General features: G+C 73.6%; 18 protein-coding genes and 3 tRNA genes. 9 read left to right on the forward strand and 12 right to left on the reverse strand.

What is annotated here, in order from left to right; genetic code table 11:
- Positions 1-2: 2 nt before the first annotated feature.
- From ACIG36_RS02375 to ACIG36_RS02385, 3 genes are all read right to left on the reverse strand, one after another.
- Positions 3-920 (reverse strand): carbohydrate ABC transporter permease, encoded by a 918-nt coding sequence (locus tag ACIG36_RS02375; protein ID WP_399920540.1) that lies wholly within the window; start codon positions 918-920, stop codon positions 3-5.
- Entirely contained in the window at positions 921-2,183 is a 1,263-nt protein-coding gene (locus tag ACIG36_RS02380; protein ID WP_399920543.1) for an ABC transporter substrate-binding protein, read from the reverse strand. It abuts the gene before it with no gap.
- A 155-nt stretch (positions 2,184-2,338) separates the two neighbouring features.
- Entirely contained in the window at positions 2,339-4,219 is a 1,881-nt protein-coding gene (locus ACIG36_RS02385) for an APC family permease (RefSeq protein ID WP_399920546.1), read from the reverse strand.
- Between the two features lie 222 nt (positions 4,220-4,441).
- On the opposite strand from ACIG36_RS02385, the gene ACIG36_RS02390 reads away from it, so the two are divergent.
- Positions 4,442-5,032, forward strand: coding sequence for a hypothetical protein (locus ACIG36_RS02390; protein WP_399920549.1), 591 nt, complete (start codon positions 4,442-4,444; stop codon positions 5,030-5,032).
- A 27-nt stretch (positions 5,033-5,059) separates the two neighbouring features.
- On the opposite strand, the gene ACIG36_RS02395 is transcribed toward ACIG36_RS02390, so the two are convergent.
- Positions 5,060-5,977 carry an oxidoreductase gene (locus tag ACIG36_RS02395; RefSeq protein ID WP_399920552.1) on the reverse strand — a complete coding sequence of 306 codons (918 nt, stop codon included), beginning with the start codon at positions 5,975-5,977 and terminating at the stop codon, positions 5,060-5,062.
- Positions 5,978-6,100: 123 nt separating this feature from the next.
- On the opposite strand from ACIG36_RS02395, the gene ACIG36_RS02400 reads away from it, so the two are divergent.
- Both ACIG36_RS02400 and ACIG36_RS02405 read left to right on the forward strand, forming a co-directional pair.
- A complete protein-coding gene (locus ACIG36_RS02400; RefSeq protein ID WP_399920554.1) occupies positions 6,101-6,886 on the forward strand; it encodes a sulfite exporter TauE/SafE family protein in 786 nt (261 codons plus the stop codon).
- Positions 6,887-7,085: 199 nt separating this feature from the next.
- Complete coding sequence (locus ACIG36_RS02405; protein ID WP_399920557.1) at positions 7,086-7,970, forward strand: trypsin-like serine peptidase; 885 nt, start codon at positions 7,086-7,088, stop codon at positions 7,968-7,970.
- A gap of 132 nt (positions 7,971-8,102) precedes the next feature.
- Here ACIG36_RS02405 and ACIG36_RS02410 read toward each other — a convergent pair.
- The 3 genes from ACIG36_RS02410 to ACIG36_RS02420 form a co-directional block, all read right to left on the reverse strand.
- A tRNA-Ile gene (locus ACIG36_RS02410) sits at positions 8,103-8,176 on the reverse strand.
- 178 nt (positions 8,177-8,354) lie between these two features.
- A tRNA-Asn gene (locus ACIG36_RS02415) sits at positions 8,355-8,427 on the reverse strand.
- A gap of 5 nt (positions 8,428-8,432) precedes the next feature.
- Positions 8,433-8,505: transfer RNA gene (locus tag ACIG36_RS02420), tRNA-Asn, on the reverse strand.
- Between the two features lie 189 nt (positions 8,506-8,694).
- On the opposite strand from ACIG36_RS02420, the gene ACIG36_RS02425 reads away from it, so the two are divergent.
- Both ACIG36_RS02425 and ACIG36_RS02430 read left to right on the forward strand, forming a co-directional pair.
- Entirely contained in the window at positions 8,695-8,979 is a 285-nt protein-coding gene (locus ACIG36_RS02425) for a YtxH domain-containing protein (protein WP_399920560.1), read from the forward strand.
- A gap of 90 nt (positions 8,980-9,069) precedes the next feature.
- On the forward strand, positions 9,070-10,506 hold the full coding sequence (locus ACIG36_RS02430; RefSeq protein WP_399920563.1) for an FGGY family carbohydrate kinase: 1,437 nt from the start codon (positions 9,070-9,072) through the stop codon (positions 10,504-10,506).
- Positions 10,507-10,527: 21 nt separating this feature from the next.
- Here the strand turns inward: ACIG36_RS02430 and ACIG36_RS02435 are convergent, their stop codons facing one another.
- From ACIG36_RS02435 to ACIG36_RS02455, 5 genes are all read right to left on the reverse strand, one after another.
- Positions 10,528-11,736 (reverse strand): sigma-70 family RNA polymerase sigma factor, encoded by a 1,209-nt coding sequence (locus tag ACIG36_RS02435; protein WP_399922148.1) that lies wholly within the window; start codon positions 11,734-11,736, stop codon positions 10,528-10,530.
- Positions 11,737-11,849: 113 nt separating this feature from the next.
- A complete protein-coding gene (gene dnaG, locus ACIG36_RS02440; RefSeq protein ID WP_399920565.1) occupies positions 11,850-13,751 on the reverse strand; it encodes a DNA primase in 1,902 nt (633 codons plus the stop codon).
- Between the two features lie 9 nt (positions 13,752-13,760).
- A complete protein-coding gene (locus ACIG36_RS02445; RefSeq protein ID WP_399920568.1) occupies positions 13,761-14,252 on the reverse strand; it encodes a GNAT family N-acetyltransferase in 492 nt (163 codons plus the stop codon).
- Positions 14,253-14,262: 10 nt separating this feature from the next.
- The gene (locus ACIG36_RS02450) at positions 14,263-15,528 is read right to left on the reverse strand and encodes an NAD(P)/FAD-dependent oxidoreductase (protein ID WP_399920571.1); all 1,266 of its coding nucleotides are present in this window, start codon (positions 15,526-15,528) and stop codon (positions 14,263-14,265) included.
- Between the two features lie 156 nt (positions 15,529-15,684).
- Entirely contained in the window at positions 15,685-17,037 is a 1,353-nt protein-coding gene (locus ACIG36_RS02455) for a deoxyguanosinetriphosphate triphosphohydrolase (RefSeq protein WP_399920573.1), read from the reverse strand.
- A 104-nt stretch (positions 17,038-17,141) separates the two neighbouring features.
- Between ACIG36_RS02455 and ACIG36_RS02460 the strand changes: the two genes are divergently transcribed.
- The 4 genes from ACIG36_RS02460 (at position 17,142) to ACIG36_RS02475 (ending at position 19,488) form a co-directional block, all read left to right on the forward strand.
- Positions 17,142-17,840, forward strand: coding sequence for a vancomycin high temperature exclusion protein (locus tag ACIG36_RS02460; RefSeq protein ID WP_399920577.1), 699 nt, complete (start codon positions 17,142-17,144; stop codon positions 17,838-17,840).
- Positions 17,841-17,995: 155 nt separating this feature from the next.
- A complete protein-coding gene (gene trxA / locus ACIG36_RS02465; protein ID WP_399920580.1) occupies positions 17,996-18,385 on the forward strand; it encodes a thioredoxin in 390 nt (129 codons plus the stop codon).
- Positions 18,378-19,004 carry a histidine phosphatase family protein gene (locus ACIG36_RS02470; RefSeq protein WP_399920583.1) on the forward strand — a complete coding sequence of 209 codons (627 nt, stop codon included), beginning with the start codon at positions 18,378-18,380 and terminating at the stop codon, positions 19,002-19,004. Before trxA ends, ACIG36_RS02470 begins: the two co-directional genes overlap by 8 nt.
- Before the next feature lie 58 nt (positions 19,005-19,062).
- On the forward strand, positions 19,063-19,488 hold the full coding sequence (locus ACIG36_RS02475) for an OsmC family protein (protein ID WP_399920586.1): 426 nt from the start codon (positions 19,063-19,065) through the stop codon (positions 19,486-19,488).
- Positions 19,489-19,495 lie beyond the last annotated feature (7 nt).

The following is a 19,495-nucleotide window of genomic DNA, read 5'->3' on the forward strand; positions in this document are numbered from 1 at the left end:
GCTCACTCCTCCTTGCGGCCGAGCCCCGACCAGCGGGCCTGGACGACCGTGACCACCCCGACGACCAGCGCCAGGACCACCGCGCCCGCGCTGCCCAGCCCCAGGTTCTGCTCCTGCCCGAGCGCGGTGTAGTAGAGGTAGATCAGCGGAGGCCGGGCGTAGGGCGGGTAGCCGCGGGCGTCGGAGAGCAGGTTGTAGAACTCGTCGAAGGCCTGGAAGGCCGCCACCACCAGCAGCAGCACCACCGCGACGGACGTGGCGCGCAGCGCCGGGAAGGTGATGTGGCGGAACGTCTGCCACCCGGGCCGGGCGCCGTCCAGGGCCGCCGCCTCGTACAGCCGCACCGGAACCCGCTGCAGCCCGGCCAGGAAGAGCACCATGTAGAAGCCGGTCTGCAGCCAGAGGCGGACGGTGACGACGACGAGCCAGTACCAGGGCGGGTCGGTGGACGACAGCCAGGCCACCGGTTCCGCGCCGAACCATCCCAGCACGGTATTGGCCAGTCCGAACCGCACCCCGTTGAAGACCGACAGCTTCCAGATCACCGCCGCGACGACGTACGAGCAGGCGGTGGGCAGGAAGAAGACCGAGCGGAAGAACGCCTGGGCGACGCGCAGCCGGTTCACCGCCAGGGCCAGGCCCAGTGACAGCGCGTAGGTGGCCGGGACGATGAAGGCCGTGAAGACGGCGAAGGTCACCAGGGAGGACCGGAACGCGCCGTCGCCCAGCACGGCCGTGTAGTTGCCGAGGCCGGTGAACTCGGTGGGGGAGACGGTGTTGTGGGCGTCGAAGAAGCTGAGGTACACGCTCCAGGCGAGCGGGACGTACGTGAAGAAGACGAGCCCGGCTACGAACGGCCCGGTGAAAATCCAGAACCAGAGGGTACGGTTCCGCTGCCCGGAGACGCGCCCGGCGCCCACTCAGCTCTTCTTCCGCAGGCGCCGCAGCTCGCCCTCCGCCGCCCGCACGGCCGTCCGCACCCGGGCGGCGGGGTCGGCGCCCTCCCGGATGACGCGGTTGAGCGCGTCCAGATAGGCGGTCTGGCAGGCCGCCGTCCACAAAAGGGGCGGCGAGGCGAAGCCGTGCTCCCCGGCGAACCGCACCACCTCCGCCGCCGCGCCCTCCTGGAGCCTGTCCGCCCCGGCGACGAGGGAGGCGCGGGCGGGGATGTGCAGGCCGTAGGAGAGGGCGAAGTCCTTCTGGTGGTCGGTGCGTTCGACCCACAGCCACTTCACGAACGCCTTCGCCGCCTCCTGGTGCCCGCTGCGGGAGCTGACCGCCGCCGTCCACGCCCCGACCGGGACGGCCGGCCTGCCGGCCGGGCCGTCCGGCGGGAAGGGCAGCACCCCGAAGTCGTCCCCGAGCGCCTTCCTGATCTGCGGCAGCGCCCAGAGCCCGGTCCACTGCATCGCGGTGAGCCCCTGGGTGAAGGCCGCCGGGTTGAACCAGTCGGTGGGCGCCCCCAGCAGCAGGGACTTCTCCGCGTGCAGCCGGTGCAGCTTGCCGAGGGTACGGGCGGCGGCCGGTTCGTCGAACCCCACCGTGCCGCCGGCGGTCACCAACGAGAGCCCGGCGGCGTACAGCGGTGTTCCGCCGAGGGCGCCCGCGCCGCCGTCGTTGCCGAGGAACAGGCCCTTGGTGTTCCTGTCCGTGAGCTCGCGGGCGGCGTCCACCAGCTCGTCCAGCGTCCCCGGCGGCCGCACTCCGGCCTTGCGGAGGAGGCTCTTGCGGTAGTAGAGCAGCTGGGTGTCGACGAGCATGGGGATGCCCCACACGCGTCCTTCGTAGGTCTTGGTGGCCAGGACGTCCTGGCGGAAGTCGCCCCGCACGCCCTCCAGGAGATCGGTCAGGTCGACGACCTGACCGCCGCGGATCTGGTCCACCGTCGGGCCACTGGCCTCGAAGACGTCCGGGCCGGACGTGCTCAGCAGCGCGGCGGCCGTCTGCTGGTCGTAGTTGCCGGGCCGCCACTCCACCCGGACGTCGGCCTTCCGGTAGGCGGCGGCGTAACGGCCCACCGCCTGCCGGGTGCCCGGCTCACCGTACTGGTGGTACCACTGGGACAGCCGTGGCCCCGAACCCCCACCGCCGCGTCCGGTGTCGGATCCGCACGCGGCGGCGAGGCCGCCCGTCAGTGCCAGGCCGGCGCCGCCGGCCATGAGCTGTCTGCGGGTGATCGGCATGTCGGCTCTCCCCTCGCGGACCGGGATCGATGGGATCAACGATCAGCGATGGAAGGGGATTACGACAGAGGGCCTCCGCCTTCCGGCCGGCCCTCCGCCTTTCCGGCCGGCCTTCCGCTTGCCGATCGGCCCTCCGCCGTCGCCGGGCCCTCCGCTCAGCGCGGTGTCCCCGCCGCGATGCGGAACCGCAGCCGGCAGATCACCGCGTCCGTGTCCCGCCGCACCGCGTGCGCGACCACCGCGCCCCGCTGGTTCTGCAGCAGCCGCTGCCAGACGTGCGCGGGCTCCACCTCGGGGATGAGCACGGTCACCCGGTTGTCGGGGTGCCGGTCGGACAGCTCGCGCACGTACTCCACGATCGGGCGGCCCAGGGAGGAGCGCGAGGGCGCGGGCAGCTCGACCAGGTCGACGCCCGGGTTCCACAGCTCCCAGTCGCGTCGCAGCGACTCCACCGCGCGCCGGCCCTCCGCGTCGGGCTGGGCGACGGTCACGGCCACCACCTCGTCGCCCAGCGAGACGGCGGCGGTCAGCGCCTTGCTCGTCAGCCGGGACAGCGAGGAGACCGGCACCACGACCAGCGAGTGGCAGCGGCGCGGCGCCTCGGGCACCCGGCCCAGCCCCAGGCGCTCGCCGATCCGCCCGTACGCCCGGTGCACGGCCTCGAGGACCAGCACCAGCAGCGGCAGCGCCACGACGATCAGCCAGGCGCCCTCGGTGAACTTCGTCGCGGTGACGACGACGGCCGACACGCCCGTGAGCACGGCCCCGAAGCCGTTGAGCAGCGCCTTGCCCCGCCAGCCGGCGGATCGTTCCTGCCGCCAGTGACGGACCATGCCGACCTGGCAGATGGTGAAGCCGACGAACACCCCGATCGCGAAGAGCGGCACGAGCGTGTTGACGTCGCCGCCGGAGAACACCAGCAGCAGGGCGGAGACGGCGGCCAGGGCCAGCACGCCGTGCCGGTGCACCTGGCGGTCGGCCTTGAGGCCGAAGACGTGCGGCAGGTAGTTGTCCCGGGCCAGCAGGCTCATCAGGACGGGCAGCCCGCCGAAGGAGGTGTTGGCGGCCAGCGCGAGGAGGATCACGGTCGCGAACTGAACCACGTAGAAGGCCCAGTTGTGGCCGAGCGAGGCGTCGGCCAGCTGCGCGAGGACCGTGACGCCCTCGACCGGCTGCAGGTGGAAGCGGCCGATGAGCACCGACAGGCCGATCAGCATGGCGCCCAGCAGCGCGCCCAGCGCGACCTCCGTGCGCTGCGCGCGGCGGGTGGCCGGGGCGCGGAAGGAGGGCACGGCGTTGGCGACGGCCTCGACGCCGGTCAGGGCCGAGCAGCCCGCGGCGAAGGCCTTGAGCAGCAGCAGGGCGCCCACGGCGGTGGCGTTGTCGGACAGGACCGACGCGTGGCCGGCGGCGGCCTCGGTGCTCGCGGGCGCGGAACGGAACAGGCCGACCACGATCACCGCCAGGATCGAGCCGACGAAGACGGCGGTGGGCACGATGAACGCCTTGGCGGAGTCCACGATGCCGCGCAGGTTGACGCCGGTGACCAGCGCCAGCACGCCCAGGCAGATCCACAGCCGGTCGCCGTAGAGGGAGGGGAAGGCGGAGGTGAGCGCGGCGACGCCGGCGGTGACCGAGACGGCCACGTTGAGCACGTAGTCCAGGACCAGGGAGGCGGCGGTGAACAGGCTCGTGCGCCGCCCCAGATGCCGCTTGGCGACCGCGTAGGAGCCGCCGCCGTCGGGGAACGCCGCGATGACCTGCCGGTAGGAGGCGACGAGCACGGCCAGCAGCGCGGCGATCGCGAGCGTGACCGGCAGCGTGAAGCCCAGGCCGTGCGCCCCGGCGGCCGCCAGCACCAGGACGATCGCCTCCGGGCCGTACGCCACCGACGCCATCGCGTCGAGCGACAGGGCCGCCAGCCCCTGGGTGGCGGTGAGCCGGTGCCGGTCCTCGGCGGCGGGCCGGACGGCGCCGGTATCGGGCGGCTCCTCGCCCGTGCCCGCCGCGTGCTCCGAATTGGCCAGCATGGACATCTTTTGTCGTACCTCCGTTGGGTGGGAGGCTCAGCGTGCGCCCGCGCCGCCGGGGCGTCGCCGTCCCTTGGCGGCCTCTTGGCGCGTTTTGGCGGTTTCCATACGCGTTCTTGACGTCTGCGGGGAAGGGTGCGTCAGAGTGGCGCAAGGATTGGCCAAGACCCCGTCAGTGGGGCGTCAACACGGGGCACTTGACCATGAGGCCGGTTCTACCGTCACGGCATGGGACGGCGACAGACATTACGGGCGCGTACGCGCGTGCGCGAGGCGAACCGTCACGGCCGGGGCCCACGGGAGCGGCCGCCGGCCGGCGGCGTGCTCGCCCGGGACCTCGGCTGGCGGCGCGAGGCCCTCTCCGCGTGGTGGTGCGGGCTGGCCCTCGGCGGGGTGCTCGTCCTCGCCGACCTGGCCCGGGGCAGCCTCGACTGGCCGCGCGGCGGCTGCTGGGCGGCGATCGGCGGCGCCCTCGTCGCCGTCCTCAGGCCCGTGCGGGTCACCGCGGGAGCCGACTGGCTCGCCGCCCGAGGCCTGCTGCGCGAGCACCGGGTCCGCACCGACCTGCTCACCCAGGTGCGGCGCGCGGACGGCATCGCCCCGCGGCTGGTCCTGCGGGACGTGGGCGGCAACCGCGTCGAGCTGGACCCCAGGGTGCTCGCCGCCAACCCCCTGCTGTGGCACCACCTGGAGACCGGCGCGCGCCGCGCCCGCGAGCGCGGCCTGCTGCGCGAGGGCGCGGTGCCGCTGGCCGCCCTCGCGGACCGCATCGACGGCGAGGGCGCGCGGGCGGTGCTCAGGGCGTCGGGGCTCGACTAGGGCGTCGGGACGGACCCGAGTCCCCGCTCACTCGTACGTGACGCCCGTCAGCCGCTCCGAGACCGACCACAGGCCGGCGCTCGCCCGGTCGTCCCGCGTCCAGGGCGCCCGCGGCGAGCGCGCCGGGGCGCCGCGCCAGAGCAGGACGCGGGGCCCGATGAAGTCGTCCTGCCGCACGCCCGGCGCCGTCGCCGCGTACAGCGTCGGCAGGGCGCCGTCCTCCGCGCTCTGCGCCACGGCCCGGTTGAGCAGCTCCGCGGCCCGCTCGGCCCACGCCCGGCCCTCCATGCGCGCCCCGGCCGTCTGCAGGTTGGTCGCCGCGTACCCCGGGTGCGCGGCCGCCGCCACGACCTCCGACCCCTCGGCCGTCAGCCGACGCGCGAGCTCGTGGGTGAAGAGCAGGTTGGCGCTCTTTGACCGGCCGTAGGCGGTCCAGCGGCGGTAGCCGTTGTCCATCTGTACATCGCGCGGATCGACGTTCCCCAGGAAGTGCAGCCCGCTGGAGACCGTCACCACCCGCGCCCCGGCCCCGGCCTCGCGCAGCAGGGGCAGCAGCAGCCCCGTGAGCGCGAAGTGCCCGAGGTGATTGGTGCCCAGCTGCATCTCGAAGCCGTCGACCGTCCGGCGGTGCGGCAACGCCATCACCCCGGCGTTGTTCACCAGCAGATCCAGCCGGTCCTCCTTCAGCTCCCCGGCGAAGGCCCGCACCGAGGCCAGGTCGGCGAGGTCCAGCTCGGCCAACCGCACGTCCGCCCCGGGCACCTGAGCCCGCAACAGCTCCTCGGCGGCCTTCCCCCGCGTGGCGTCCCGGCACGCCAGCACCACCCTCGCCCCCCGCCGGGCGAGCTCCCGGGCGGTGACGAACCCGATGCCGCTGTTCGCCCCCGTCACGACGGCGGTACGACCGCTCTGGTCGGGGATGTCGCTCGTGTTCCAGGTGTTCATGTGTGCCGTGCTCCTCTGCGATCCGTGCGTGGTCGCTACGGGTGAGTAGCTAGCTCTCGGGAAAGGCTACGGGAGACAGCGGGACGGCACGCCGCCCGGGACCGACCCCGTACGATCGCGCCGGTGATCCCCGACATATCGCTGACGACGCTGGCCGTGCTCTGCCTGACCGCGGCGGCGGCCGGCTGGATCGACGCCGTGGTGGGCGGCGGCGGCCTCCTCCAGCTGCCCGCGCTGCTGGTGGGACTGCCGCATCTGCCGCCCGCTCACATCCTCGGCACCAACAAGGCCGTCGCCATCTGCGGCACGACCGCCGCCGCCGTCGCCTACACCCGCAAGGCGCCCATCGACGTACGGACCGCCGTGCGCATCGGACTCGCCGCGCTCGGCGGCTCGCTGGCCGGCGCGTTCTTCGCCTCCGGGATCAACAGCGCCGTGCTGCGGCCCCTGATCATGGCCGTGCTGCTGGCGGTGCTCGCCTTCGTGCTGCTGCGGCCCACCTTCGGCGCCACGGCCGGCGCCACCACCGCCCCGACCCGGCGCCGCGTGCTCACCGCCGTCCTCGTCGCCGGCCTCGGCATCGGTTTCTACGACGGGCTGATCGGCCCCGGAACCGGCACCTTCCTCGTCCTGGCGCTGGCCGGGATCCTCCACATGGACCTGGTGGCGGCCTCCGGCACGGCGAAGATCGTCAACGTCTGCACCAACGTGGGCGCGCTGGTCACCTTCACCGCGCAGGGCGCCGTGCTGTGGCAAATCGCCGCCCCCATGGCCGTCTTCAACCTCACCGGCGGCGCGCTGGGCGCGCGGATGGCCCTCAAGCGGGGCACCGGCTTCGTGCGCGGCGTGCTGGTCGTGGTGGTCCTGGCGCTGGTGTGCAAGCTGGCGTACGACCAGTGGGGCGGGTGAGCGGGGCGATGATTCGCCCTCCCGACCATGCGCCTGACCGACCATTCGTCCTACTGACCATTCGCCCTCCCGACCATGCGGAAAACAGCCCGGTGCACGGGATTCCCGCCGGTTGCGGTTAGCCTGTCGCTACCTTCCTGACGCGGTGGGGGTGCTTGTGCGTTTCTCCCGGTGGAGCCGGGCCCGTTGGGTCCGTTCCATGCTCGCGGGGCTGTATGTGGTCGCACTCGCGGCGGCCGTCCCCAGAGGGGCCGGCGGACACGGCCGCGACGGCACCTGGTCCAGCGAGGAGGCCCGGCGGTTCTGGGGGCCCGCGCGGATGTCCACGGCCACCCTGGACGACGCGGCCGACGGCGACGCGGCGAGCGCGGGCCGGGGCGTCACGAGCAGCGCCCGGCACTTCGACGGGATCCCGACCGTCGGCGTGCTGTTCTACGTCGGCGAGGATTTGAAGGACCATCACTGCACGGCGAGCGTGGTCCACAGCCCCAAGGGCAACCTCATCGTCTCCGCCGGTCACTGCGGCTTCGGCGACGACGCCGCGTTCGTCCCCGGCTACCGGCAGGGCGAGAGCAGACAGCCCTACGGGGTGTGGGCGGTGGATCGTTCCTTCGTCGACCCCCGCCGCGCGGACACCGGCGACGGCTCCGACCTGGACTTCGCCTTCGCCACCGTCAAGGCCGACAGCCGCGGTCGCCAGCTCGAGCGCGTCACCGGCGCCAACCGCCTGGCGCGCACGCCCGGCTACACCAACCGCGTCACCGTCATCGGCTACCCCAGCGCCGAGAGCGACCCCGCCGACCGCGCCATCCGCTGCACCGCCCTGACCTCCCGGCTGCCGGGCCACAAGCAGATGACCATGCGCTGCGACGGCTTCTTCTCCGGCACCTCCGGCAGCCCCTGGCTGGCCAACTTCGACGAGCGGACGAAGACCGGCGACATCGTCGGCGTCCTCGGCGGCCTGAACGGCGGCGGACCCGACGGCGAGGAGAGCGACAAGATCTCCTACAGCCCCCTGAACGACGACGAGATCTTCCGCCTCTACCTGGACGCCATAAACGGCCGCGAGCCCCAGCGGGCGTGAGCGCGGCAGGTGAGCGCACAGTGAGACCTGCGTCACGCGGCGGAGCGCTCAGCACTGTGCCCCGCCCGGCAGAGGCCGGTCGGGGCACTGAAACCCGCAGGTCGCATCGTTTCTGCGCCTGCGCGACGTGAGTGGGGCGGGTGGGACTCGAACCCACGGCCGACGGATTATGAGTCCGCTGCTCTAACCGGCTGAGCTACCGCCCCGTTCACGGCGCGTCGCGCACATCTGTGCGCGCCGTCTGCCGCAGCATAGCCGTTCATACGATCTGCTGCCCCGGTGGGGCCGTATCGTGTGATCGGTCTGACCATGAGGACTTCGATCACGGCCGTTCGGTTCCCCTCCGGCATGAAAAAAGGACCCCGAAGGGTCCTCGTCTCACAGCTCCCCCGACTGGACTCGAACCAGTAACCTGCCGATTAACAGTCGGCTGCTCTGCCAATTGAGCTACAAGGGATCGCGCTCCCCCGACTGGACTCGAACCAGTAACCTGCCGGTTAACAGCCGGCTGCTCTGCCAATTGAGCTACAGGGGATTGTCGCTGTGCCTCGAATGCACCTCCGACCGGTCTCCCGGGCGGCGTGCGCTCGCTGCGACACATACATTAGCGCAAGCAGGGGGGTGCTCCGCCAATCGGTATCCCCCCGGACCTCGGGAGTGACCTTCGGCGCGGCCGGGTAGGCGGGGCACAGCGGATCCGACGGAAGCGGAAGGACGGTGCGCGATGCGCTACCGGCTGACGTTCATCACCGGCGCGGCTGTCGGGTATGTGCTCGGCGCGCGGGCCGGGCGCGAACGGTACGAGGAGCTGCGCAAGGGCGCGCAGCGGGTCGCGCAGAATCCCGCCGTGCGCAACACGGTGGAGACCGCCGCCGTGAACGGCCGGGCGCTGGCGTCGAAGGCCTGTGACCGGCTGGGCGAGCGGCTGCCGGGCTCGGTGGCGGGCCGGATCCGTTCCCTGCGCGAGCAGCGCGCCGACGAGGACGAGTGGGGCACCAGCAACACCTGACCCGGCCCCCTGCCCCGTCCCCCGAGCGGCGCCTCCCCCAATGACCGACCGGATGCCGGGTCACCGGCAGGGGTTTGGCATCATCTCGGCATGGGCATAGTCGCCGGGTTGGACAGTTCTTCGGACAGCACGCGCATCGTCGTCTGTGACACGGACACGGGCGCCGTGCTCCGGCAGGGGTACGCACCCCATCCGTCGTCGCTTCCGGAGGGCGATCCCCAGGCGTGGCTGATGTCGCTGGGCGACGCGGCCACCGGCGGCCTGCTGGAGGGCGTCCAGGCCATCGGCGTCTCCGCGCAGCAGCACGGGCTCCTCACCCTGGACGCCGGCGGCGTGCTCGTACGTCCGGCCCTGCTCGGCAACGACAAGCGCGTCCAGGCCGCCGCGGCCGACCTCACCGACGCCCTGGGCGGCCGGGCCGCGTGGGCGGAGGCCGTCGGGGCGGTGCCCCAGGCGGCCCAGGCGGTGGCCAAGCTGCGCTGGCTGGCCCGCAACGAACCCGAGTCGGCCGCGCGCGTGGCCGCGGTGCTGCAGCCGCACGACTGGCTGGTCTGGCAGCTGCTGGGCCGCCCGCTGCGCCGGACCACGGACCGCGGCGACGCCTCGGGAACGGGCTTCTGGTCGGCGGCGACGGGCAGCTGGCGCCCCGACCTGGTGGAGCTGGCACTGGGCCGCCAGGCGGCGCTGCCGGACGTGCTGGCGCCCGCCGAGCCGGCCGGGCACACCCCGGAGGGCCTGCTGATCTCGGCCGGTACGGGCGAGACGATGGCGGCGGCCTTCGGCCTGGGCGTGGGCCTGGGCGACGCGGTGGTCTCGCTGGGCGCCTCCGGCTCGGTCTTCGCCGTGCACCACTCGGCGCTCGCGGACTCCACCGGCACCATCACGTCCTTCGCCGACGCCACCGGCATGCACCTGCCCGTCGTGCACACCCTCAACGCCACACGCGTCCTGCGCGGCACCGCCGAACTGCTCGGCACGGACCTGGGCGGCCTCTCCGAGCTGGCCCTGCTGTCCTCGCCCGGCTCCTACGGGATGGTCCTGCTGCCCTACCTCGAGGGCGAGCGGACCCCGCACCTGCCGCACGCCGCCGGCACCCTCTCCGGCCTGCGGCGCGAGAGCATGAAGCGCGAGCACCTGGCGCGGGCGGCCTTCGAGGGCATGCTGTGCGGGCTGACGGACGCGCTGGACGTGCTGCGCGGCCGCGGCGTCGAGGTGCGCCGGGTCTTCCTGCTGGGCCCGGCGGCCGAGCTGCCGGCCGTGCAGGCGATCGCCCCGTCGCTGTTCGGCGCGCAGGTGGTCGTGGTGCAGCCCGCCGACTACGCGGCGCTGGGCGCGGCCCGGCAGGCCGCGTGGGCGCTGGGCGTGCAGCAGGGCATGCTGTCCCCGCAGCAGCCCCCGCTGTGGCCCGCGGCCGCGGGCCAGGTGTTCGAGCCGACGGGCGAGGACCTGCCCGTGGGGCAGGCGGTGCGGCAGCAGTACGCGACCGTGCGCGAGCAGACCCACCCCGGGGCCTTCGACGCGGTGTGACGGCCGGCGCGCGGCCGTGCCTCAGTCCAGGTAGCCCCGGAGCTGGTCGGCGAAGGCGTGGTCGCGCAGCTTGTTGAGGGTCTTGGACTCGATCTGGCGGATGCGCTCGCGCGTGACGCCGAATATCCGGCCGATCTCCTCCAGCGTGCGGGGCCTGCCGTCGGCCAGCCCGTAGCGCAGCTGGACGACCTTGCGCTCGCGCTCGCCGAGGGTGGAGAGCACGGCCTCCAGGTGCTCGCGCAGCAGCAGGAAGGCCGCGGACTCCACGGGAGAGGTGGCGTCGCCGTCCTCGATGAGGTCGCCGAGCGCGACGTCGTCCTCCTCGCCCACCGGGGCGTGCAGCGACACCGGCTCCTGGGCCAGGCGCAGCACCTCGCTGACCCGCTCCTCGGAGAGGTCGAGCTGGACGGCGACCTCCTCGGGGGTGGGCTCGTAGCCGCGCTCCTGCAGCATCCTGCGCTGGACCCGCACCACGCGGTTGATCAGCTCCACCACGTGCACGGGCACCCGGATGGTGCGGGCCTGGTCGGCCAGCGCCCGGGACATGGCCTGGCGGATCCACCAGGTCGCGTACGTCGAGAACTTGTAGCCCCGGGCGTAGTCGAATTTCTCGACCGCCCTGATCAGGCCCAGGTTCCCCTCCTGCACCAGATCGAGCATGGTCAGGCCGCGGCCGATGTAGCGCTTGGCGACGGAGACCACCAGGCGCAGGTTGGCCTCGATCAGGCGGCGCTTGGCCATCCGGCCGAGCACCACCAGCCGGTCGAGGTCGAGGGCCAGCTGGGTGTCGAGGTCGGGGGTGCTGCTCAGCTTCTCCTCGGCGAACAGGCCCGCCTCGACGCGGCGGGCCAGCTCCACCTCCTCGGCCGCCGACAGCAGCGGGATGCGGCCGATCTCGCGCAGGTACTGGCGGAAGAGGTCGGAGGACGGGCCGCTGGTGTCGGCCCGCGCGGCCGGTTCCGGTGCCGGCTCCCGGACCGGATCCGGAACGGGCTCCACGGCGAAGGCCAGGGTCTCGGACGCGGGGGGCTCGGCCTGCTGCGGCACGGACGGTGCCGGATCGGCCTGGGCCTGTGGCAGTGTCGGGGTCCGGGTCTGCACGGGGGCGACCTCCAGGGTGATCGCTGCTGAGGCGGCAGAACATGCGGCAGAGCATTCGGGCGCGACGGCGGCCGTGCCGCCGCCCGTGCCGGGAGCTGGAGCGGCTTCGGGGGGAGTCCGGTCCAGCAGGCCGGACCTGCCGCGCTCCGGGACTCGGGCACCGCCCACCAGTGTGGGGCACGACGCGGGCCCGCCACGAGGGGCGTGCGGGCACTTTCTGAGCCCGTACGGTGACCGGACGATTACAGGGCGGCTGCGCCGCGGTCCTTCAGGGCACGGCCGTACTGCTCAAGCACCCAGAGCTCGTTGGCCACGGCGGCCAGGTGCTCGGGGTCGGCCTGGCTGCCCAGCCGGACCATGCCGGCCTGGACGTCCTTCACGCGCCGCTCCACGGCCCGCAGCCGGACCTGGACCAGTTGCACGCCCGCGTAGGCCTCGTCCACGTTCTTGGCGCGGATCGCCTCGACGGCCAGCTCGGTCACCAGGCGGCGCACGGTGTCGTCGGGGGCGGCGTCGCGGACCCGGGCGAGGTAGCCCGCGTCGGCCTGGGTGACGCCGCCGGCCTCCTCGACGGCGCGGCGGACGAGAACGTAGGGGGCGGCGGTGAACTCGTCCTCCCCGTAGGCGTCGAAGGCGGGGGCGACCAGCTCGGGGAACTGCAGGGCGAGCTTGAGCAGCTCGCGCTCGGTGAGCTGGGCGGGGCTGCGCAGGTTGAGTGCGGGGCCCCCACGGGGGGCCTGCGGGGCGGCAGGGGCGGCGGGCGGCGCCTGCCGCTGCTGTCCGCGGCCCTGGTCGGGCCGCTGCCCGCGCTCGCGCGCCCAGCGGGCCAGCTGGCCGACGCGGCGGACGACGAACTGGGTGTCGAGGATGCCGAGCATGCCGGCCAGCTGCACGGCGTACTCGTGCTGGATGGCGCTGTTCTTGATGTTCGCCACGATCGGGGCGGCGGCCTCCAGGGCGGCGGCGCGGCCCTCGGCGGTGTCCAGGTTGTGGCGGGCGACGACCTGGCGGATGGCGAAGGCGAACAGCGGGGTGCGGGTGTCCACCAGGGTCTGCACGGCGGCGTCGCCCTCGGCCAGGCGCAGCTCGCAGGGGTCCATGCCGCCGGGGGTGATGGCGATGGAGGTCTCGGCGGCGAACTTCTGGTCGTCCTCGAAGGCGCGCAGGGCGGCCTTCTGGCCGGCCGCGTCGCCGTCGAAGGTGAAGACGACCTCGGAGGCGGAGTTGTCCATCAGCAGCCGCCGCAGGATCTTGATGTGGTCGCCGGCGAAGGCGGTGCCGCAGGTGGCGATGGCCGTGGTGACGCCGGCCAGGTGGCAGGCCATGACGTCGGTGTAGCCCTCGACGACCACCGCGCGGTTGGTCTTGGCGATGTCCTTCTTGGCGAGGTCGATGCCGTAGAGGACGTGCGACTTCTTGTAGATCGCGGTCTCGGGGGTGTTGAGGTACTTCGGGCCGTTGTCGTCGTCGCGCAGCTTGCGGGCGCCGAAGCCGATGACCTCGCCGGTGATGTCGCGGATGGGCCACATCAGGCGGCCGCGGAAGCGGTCGATGGGCTTGCCGCTGCGGCTGTCCTGGGCGAGGCCGGAGAGCAGCAGCTCCTTGTCGCTGAAGCCCTTGCCGCGCAGGAAGCGGGTGAGGTGGTCCCAGCCGGCCGGGCTGTAGCCGACGCCGAAGTGCTCGGCGGCGGCCTGGTCGAAGCCGCGGAAGGCGAGGAACTGCCGGCCGATCTCGGCCTCGGGGCTCGCCAGCTGCTCGGCGTAGAACTTCGCCGCGATCTTGTGGGCCTCGACCAGGCGGATGCGTTCGCCCTGCTGGCGGCCGGGCGTGTAGCCGCCCTCCTCGTAGCGCAGCGTGATGCCGGCCTGGGAGGCGAGGCGCTCGATGGTCTCGGCGAAGGAGAGGTGGTCGATCTTCATGATGAAGTCGACGGTGTCCCCGCCCTCCTGGCAGCCGAAGCAGTAGAAGAGCCCCTTGGCGGGGCTGACCTGGAAGGACGGGGACTTCTCGTCGTGGAACGGGCACAGGCCCTTGAGGTTGCCGCCGCCCGCGTTGCGCAGCTGGAGGTACTCGGACACGACGGCGTCGATCGGGACCGCGTCCCGGACCGCCTTCACATCGTCATCGTTGATCCTGCCTGCCACGCGTGAATTCTACGGTGGCCCTCCGACATCCCCGGCCGCGCTGTCCGGAACCCCGATCGTGAAGACGAAGTGCGGGCCGACGCCCTCCACGACGAACTCCTCGCCGCGCGCCCGGAAGCCGTGGTGCTCGTAGAAGCCCCGGGCGGAGGTGCGGCCGTTGCACCACACCAGGGCGGCGCCGCGCGCGGCCGCCTCGGCCAGGCCGGCCCGCAGGACGGCGACGCCGTAGCCCAGGCCGCGCACGGCCGGGTCGCTGGCCATGCCGCGGAAGCGGTACGCCGGCCCGTCCGCGCCGGGCAGGGGCTCGGGCAGGGGCTCGGGGAGGAAGGTGACGCAGCCGCGGACGGCCCCCTCCTCGTCGTAGGCGGCGATGTGGAACGTGCCGGGGGCGTCGTCCTCGGGGAAGACGGCCGACCGGGCGGGCAGGCCGGGCCGCAGGACGGTGTGCCGCAGGGCGAAGATCTCCCCGACGGGGACCGGGGCGGTGCGGATCTTTCTCATGCCGTGGCCCTCATGCCGTCGCCAGCGCGTCCAGCGGCACCGCCGGGTCGGCGAGGGCTTCGGGGTCCAGGCGGGCGCCGGAGCGGATCAGCCGCTGGATCGGCTCGGTGACGTCCCACACATTGACGTTCATCCCGGCCAGCAGCCGTCCCTGGGACAGCCAGAAGGCGATGAACTCGCGCTTGCCGACGTCGCCCCGGCACACCACCTGGTCGTAGCTGCCGGGGGGCGCGTAGCCGGAGTACTCCATGCCCAGGTCGTACTGGTCGGAGAAGAAGTACGGCACCCGGTCGTAGGAGACCTCCTGGCCCAGCATGGCGCGGGCGGCGGCGGGGCCTTCGTGGAGGGCGTTGGCCCAGTGCTCGACGCGCAGCCGGGTGCCCAGCCAGGGGTGCTCGGCGGCGGCGACGTCGCCGGCCGCGTAGATGTCGGGGTCGGAGGTGCGCAGGGTGGCGTCGACGGCGATGCCGCCGCCGTCCTCGCGGTCGACGAGGGCGAGACCGGCGGCTTCGGCGAGGGCGGTGCGGGGGGCGGCGCCGATGGCGGCGAGGACGTCGTGGGCGGGGTGCTCCTCGCCGTCGTCGGTGCGGGCGGCGAGGACCACGCCGTCGTGCCCGGCGATCTCGGTGAGGCGGGCGCCGAAGTGGAAGCGGACGCCGCGCTCGCTGTGCAGGTCGGTGAAGAGCTGGCCGAGCTCGGGGCCCAGGACGGTGTGCAGCGGGGTGGGCTCGGGCTCGACGACGGTCACCTCGGCGCCGTAGCCGCGGGCGGCGGCGGCCACCTCCAGGCCGATCCAGCCGGCGCCGGCGATCACGAGGTGGCCGTTGTCGCGGCCGAGGGAGGACAGCACGCCGCGCAGCCGCTCGGCGTGCGCGAGGCGGCGCAGGTGGTGGACGCCGGCCAGGCCGGTGCCGGGGATGTCGAGGCGGCGGGGCTCGGAGCCGGTGGCCAGCAGCAGCTTGTCGTAGTGGACGAGGGTGCCGTCGCCCAGGCGGACGGACTTGGCGGCGCGGTCGAGGTGGACGGCGGGCTGGCCGAGGTGCAGCTCGACATCGGCCTTGGCGTACCAGTCGGGCTTGTGGACGAACACGCTGTCGCGGGCGTCGCGGCCCGTGAGGTAGCCCTTGGAGAGCGGCGGGCGCTCGTAGGGATGCTCGCGTTCGTCGCAGATGAGGATCACCCGGCCGGTGAAGCCCTCCGACCGGAGGGTCTCGGCCGCCTTCGCGCCGGCCAGGCCCCCTCCGACGATGACGAACGTCTGGTGTGCGTCCACCACTTGCTGCCTCCTCGCTGCGCGCGGTACGTCCCGTTCCGGCACGTCCGCGGTTGTCGTCCCCGGTCGAAAGAGCCACTGCCGAGAGTCCCGCACCCCGCGTGGCGCCGGTAGAGGGACTACCCCGGACGGGACGCCCACCGCAAGGGCCCCGCGGGGTCAGTCCCGGGGACCGTCCGGCCGCCCGGTGCCGGCCCTGCCGCGCGGGCCGGTGAGCCGGGCGTGCAGGGAACGCGCCGAGATGTCGGTCATGGCCGCGATCTGGTCGACGATCGCCCGCATCCGGCCGGTGTCGTCGGCGGCCTCGGTGAACAGGGTGCGGAACTGCGGGTCGAGCCCGTCGGGGGCGCGGGCGGCCAGCGCCGCGCCCAGCTCGGCGATGACCACGCGCTGTTCGGCGCGCAGCTTCTCCTGGTCCTCGCGCTGCATGACGTAGCGGTCGGCGACGGCCTTGAGCACCGCGCACTCCAGGCGCGTTTCGCGCGGGACGACCAGCTCGGCCCCGTAGCGGGTGAGCCGGCCGGGCCCCCAGGCGGCCCGGGTGGCCCCCTCGGCCGCGAGGCAGAACCGGCCGATGAGCTGGCTGGTGGCGTCCTTGAGGCGGGCCTGGGAGACGGCGGAGCCGTCGTAGCCGTGCGGCCACCACTCCTGCTCGAGGAGGCGGTCCAGCGCCTCGGCGAGCTCGTCGGTCCCGGCGCCCGGGGCGTAGCGGCCGGCGGCGACGGCGAAGACCTCGCGGCGCTCGGGCCCGGCCAGCAGGACGGCCGGGTCCAGGTGGCCGGCGTGCAGGCCGTCCTCGACGTCGTGCACGGAGTAGGCGACGTCGTCGGCCCAGTCCATGACCTGCGCCTCGAAGCTCTGGCGGTGGCCCGGGGCGCCCTGGCGCAGCCACTGGAAGACGGGCACGTCGTCGGCGTAGACGCCGAACTTGCGGGAGGCCGGGTCGGTGGGGTGGCCGCCGCGCGTCCAGGGGTACTTGGTGGCGGCGTCCAGGGCGGCGCGGGTGAGGTTGAGGCCGACACTGACCAGCTCGCCCGTGGCCGGGTCCGGCACGAAGCGCTTGGGCTCGAGCCGGGTGAGCAGGCGCAGCGACTGGGCGTTGCCCTCGAATCCGCCGCAGGACGCGGCTACTTCGTCGAGGGCCTGCTCGCCGTTGTGCCCGAAGGGCGGGTGGCCCAGGTCGTGCGCCAGGCAGGCGACCTCGACGAGGTCGGGGTCGCAGCCGAGGGCGGCGCCCAGCTCGCGGCCCACCTGGGCGCATTCCAGGGAGTGCGTCAGGCGGGTGCGGGGGCTGGCGTCCCAGGCGTGGTCGCTCACGCCGGGCGTGACGACCTGGGTCTTGCCGGCGAGGCGGCGCAGCGCGGCGGAGTGCAGCACGCGGGCCCGGTCGCGCTGGAAGGCGGTGCGGCCGGGCCGTTTGTCGGGCTCGGGCGCCCAGCGCTCCAGGTCCGGTTCCTCGTAGCCGGCGATGCCGTTCTGCTCCGACGCTGTCCGTGCTGTGCTGCCGTTCATACTTCTGACGGTAGCCGCAGGGTGTGACAGCAGCGATGCGCGTGCGGTACGGGAACCAGCCGGGAGCGCCCCGCGTTGGTCCATCGCGAAACGGGGGAGGTCACATGTTTTCTGCGGGTCCGGCGCGAATGATGCGCCCGGCGCTGCCCGCGACGAGGAGCGGCAGACGGCACCTGCTGTGGGCGGTGATGGCGGCGTGCGTACTGGCGCTGCTGCCCGCCACCTGGGTGTACGTATCGGGCACGCCGCGGGTGCGGGAGATCGGCGACGTGCCCCCGGCGCCGGTCGCGATGGTCTTCGGCGCCGGCCTGTGGCAGGGCAGGCCGTCCCCGTACCTGGCGCACCGCCTGGACGCGGCGGCCGAGCTGTACCGCGCGGGCAAGGTGCGCGTGGTGCTGGTCACCGGCGACAACAGCCGCGCCGACTACGACGAACCGGACGCGATGCGCGCGTACCTGACGGAGCGGGGAGTCCCGCAGGACCGGATCGTCGCCGACTTCGCAGGCTTCGACACCTGGGACTCCTGCGCCCGCGCCGAGCGGATCTTCGGGGTGAAGCACGCGGTGCTGATCAGCCAGGGCTTCCACATACGCCGGGCGGTGGCGCTGTGCGAGGCGGCGGGCATCGACTCCTACGGGGTCGGGGTGGCCGCCAAGCACGACGTCACCTGGTACGCGGGCGGCGCCCGCGAGGTGTTCGCGGCCGGCAAGGCGGCGCTGGACGCGCTGGTGCGCCCCAGCCCGACGTTCCTGGGGCCGCACGAGCCGGGCGTCGAACGGGCCCTGGCGGACGCGAGCGGGTAGCGGGGGCGCCGGCGGCCGGGCCGGAGGGAACCGGCCCGCGTCGTGTCGCTCTTGCGGGGTAGGGGCCGGGCCGCGTGGAATACGCCGTGCCGACGGGCGGTTACGGTGCCAGGGCCAGCAGTCGACGGACCGGACCGGAAAGCGGGTAGGCGCTCATGAGCAGCAGCACCGTGGAGCTCACCAAGGACAACTTCGACGAGGTGGTGTCCGGCAGCGGGTTCGTGCTCATCGACTTCTGGGCCGAGTGGTGCGGGCCGTGCCGGAGCTTCGCGCCCGTCTTCGAGCGTGCCGCGCAGACCCATGACGACCTGGTGTTCGCCAAGGTCGACACCGAGGCGCAGCCGGAGCTGGCCGCCGCCTTCGAGATCCGGTCGATCCCGACCCTGATGATCGTGCGGGAGAACATCGCCGTCTACGCCCAGCCCGGCGCGCTGCCCGCTGCCGCGCTGGAGGACGTCATCCGGCAGGCGCGCGAGCTCGACATGGACGAGGTGCGGGCCTCGGTGGCCGAGGCGCAGGCCAAGGCGACGAGCGGCGATGAGTGAGCTGCTGCTGATCCGGCACGGCGAGACCGAGTGGAGCCGTGACGGCCGGCACACCAGCTGGACGGACCTGCCGCTGACCGGGCGCGGGGAGCGCGAGGCCGAGGCGCTGCGGCCGTGGCTGGAGGGGCGGGACATCGCCGAGGTGCTGGTGAGCCCCATGGCCAGGGCCGCGCGGACCGCCGAGCTGGCGGGCCTGAAGGGCGCCGCGACCGAGCCCGACCTGCGCGAGTGGGACTACGGCGGCTACGAGGGCGTCACCACCGCCGAGATCCAGCGGGAGCGGCCCGGCTGGTTCCTCTTCGACGACGGGACGGTGCCGGGCCCGGCCGGGCACCCCGGCGAGAGCCCCGAGCAGGTCGGGGCGCGCGCCGACCGGGTGCTGGCGCGGATCGCACCCCGGCTGCGGGACGGTGCCGGTGGTGATGTCGTCCTGGTCGCCCACGCCCATTTCCTGCGGGTGCTGACGGCTCGTAGGCTCGGGCTGCCGCCGTCGGCCGGGGCGCTGTTCCGGCTGGACACCGGGACCGTCAGCCGGATCGGCACCGAGCACGGGCGTCCGGCGCTGCTCGCCTGGAACGGGCGTGTCGGCGCGGGGGGCGCACCGGCTGGGGCAGGATGATCGGGGCGCCGAGCGCGCCGATTCCGTATATGACCTGTTCTTCATGGGAGGAAACAGCGTGGCCACCAACCGCATCGCGACCACTGCCTGGGAGGGCGAGCTGCTCAAGGGCAGCGGCGTCGTCAACTTCGAGTCGTCCGGCATCGGCGAGTACCCGGTCTCCTGGCCCTCGCGCGCCGAGGCGGCCAACGGCAAGACGAGCCCGGAGGAGCTGATCGCGGCCGCACACTCCAGCTGCTTCTCCATGGCCCTCTCGCACGGCCTGACGGGCGAGGGCACCCCGCCCACCCGGCTGGAGACCAAGGCCGAGGTGACGTTCCAGCCCGGCGAGGGCATCACCGGCATCCACCTCACCGTCCGCGGTGAGGTGCCCGGCCTGGACGAGGCGGGCTTCGTCGCGGCCGCCGAGAACGCCAAGAAGAACTGCCCGGTCAGCCAGGCCCTCGCCGGTACGACGATCACGCTGGCGGCGGAGCTCGCCTGAGCCGGGC

Origin of the sequence: Streptomyces sp. NPDC053048, assembly GCF_044547045.1 — a bacterium.
In the GTDB taxonomy this organism is placed as follows: domain Bacteria; phylum Actinomycetota; class Actinomycetes; order Streptomycetales; family Streptomycetaceae; genus Streptomyces.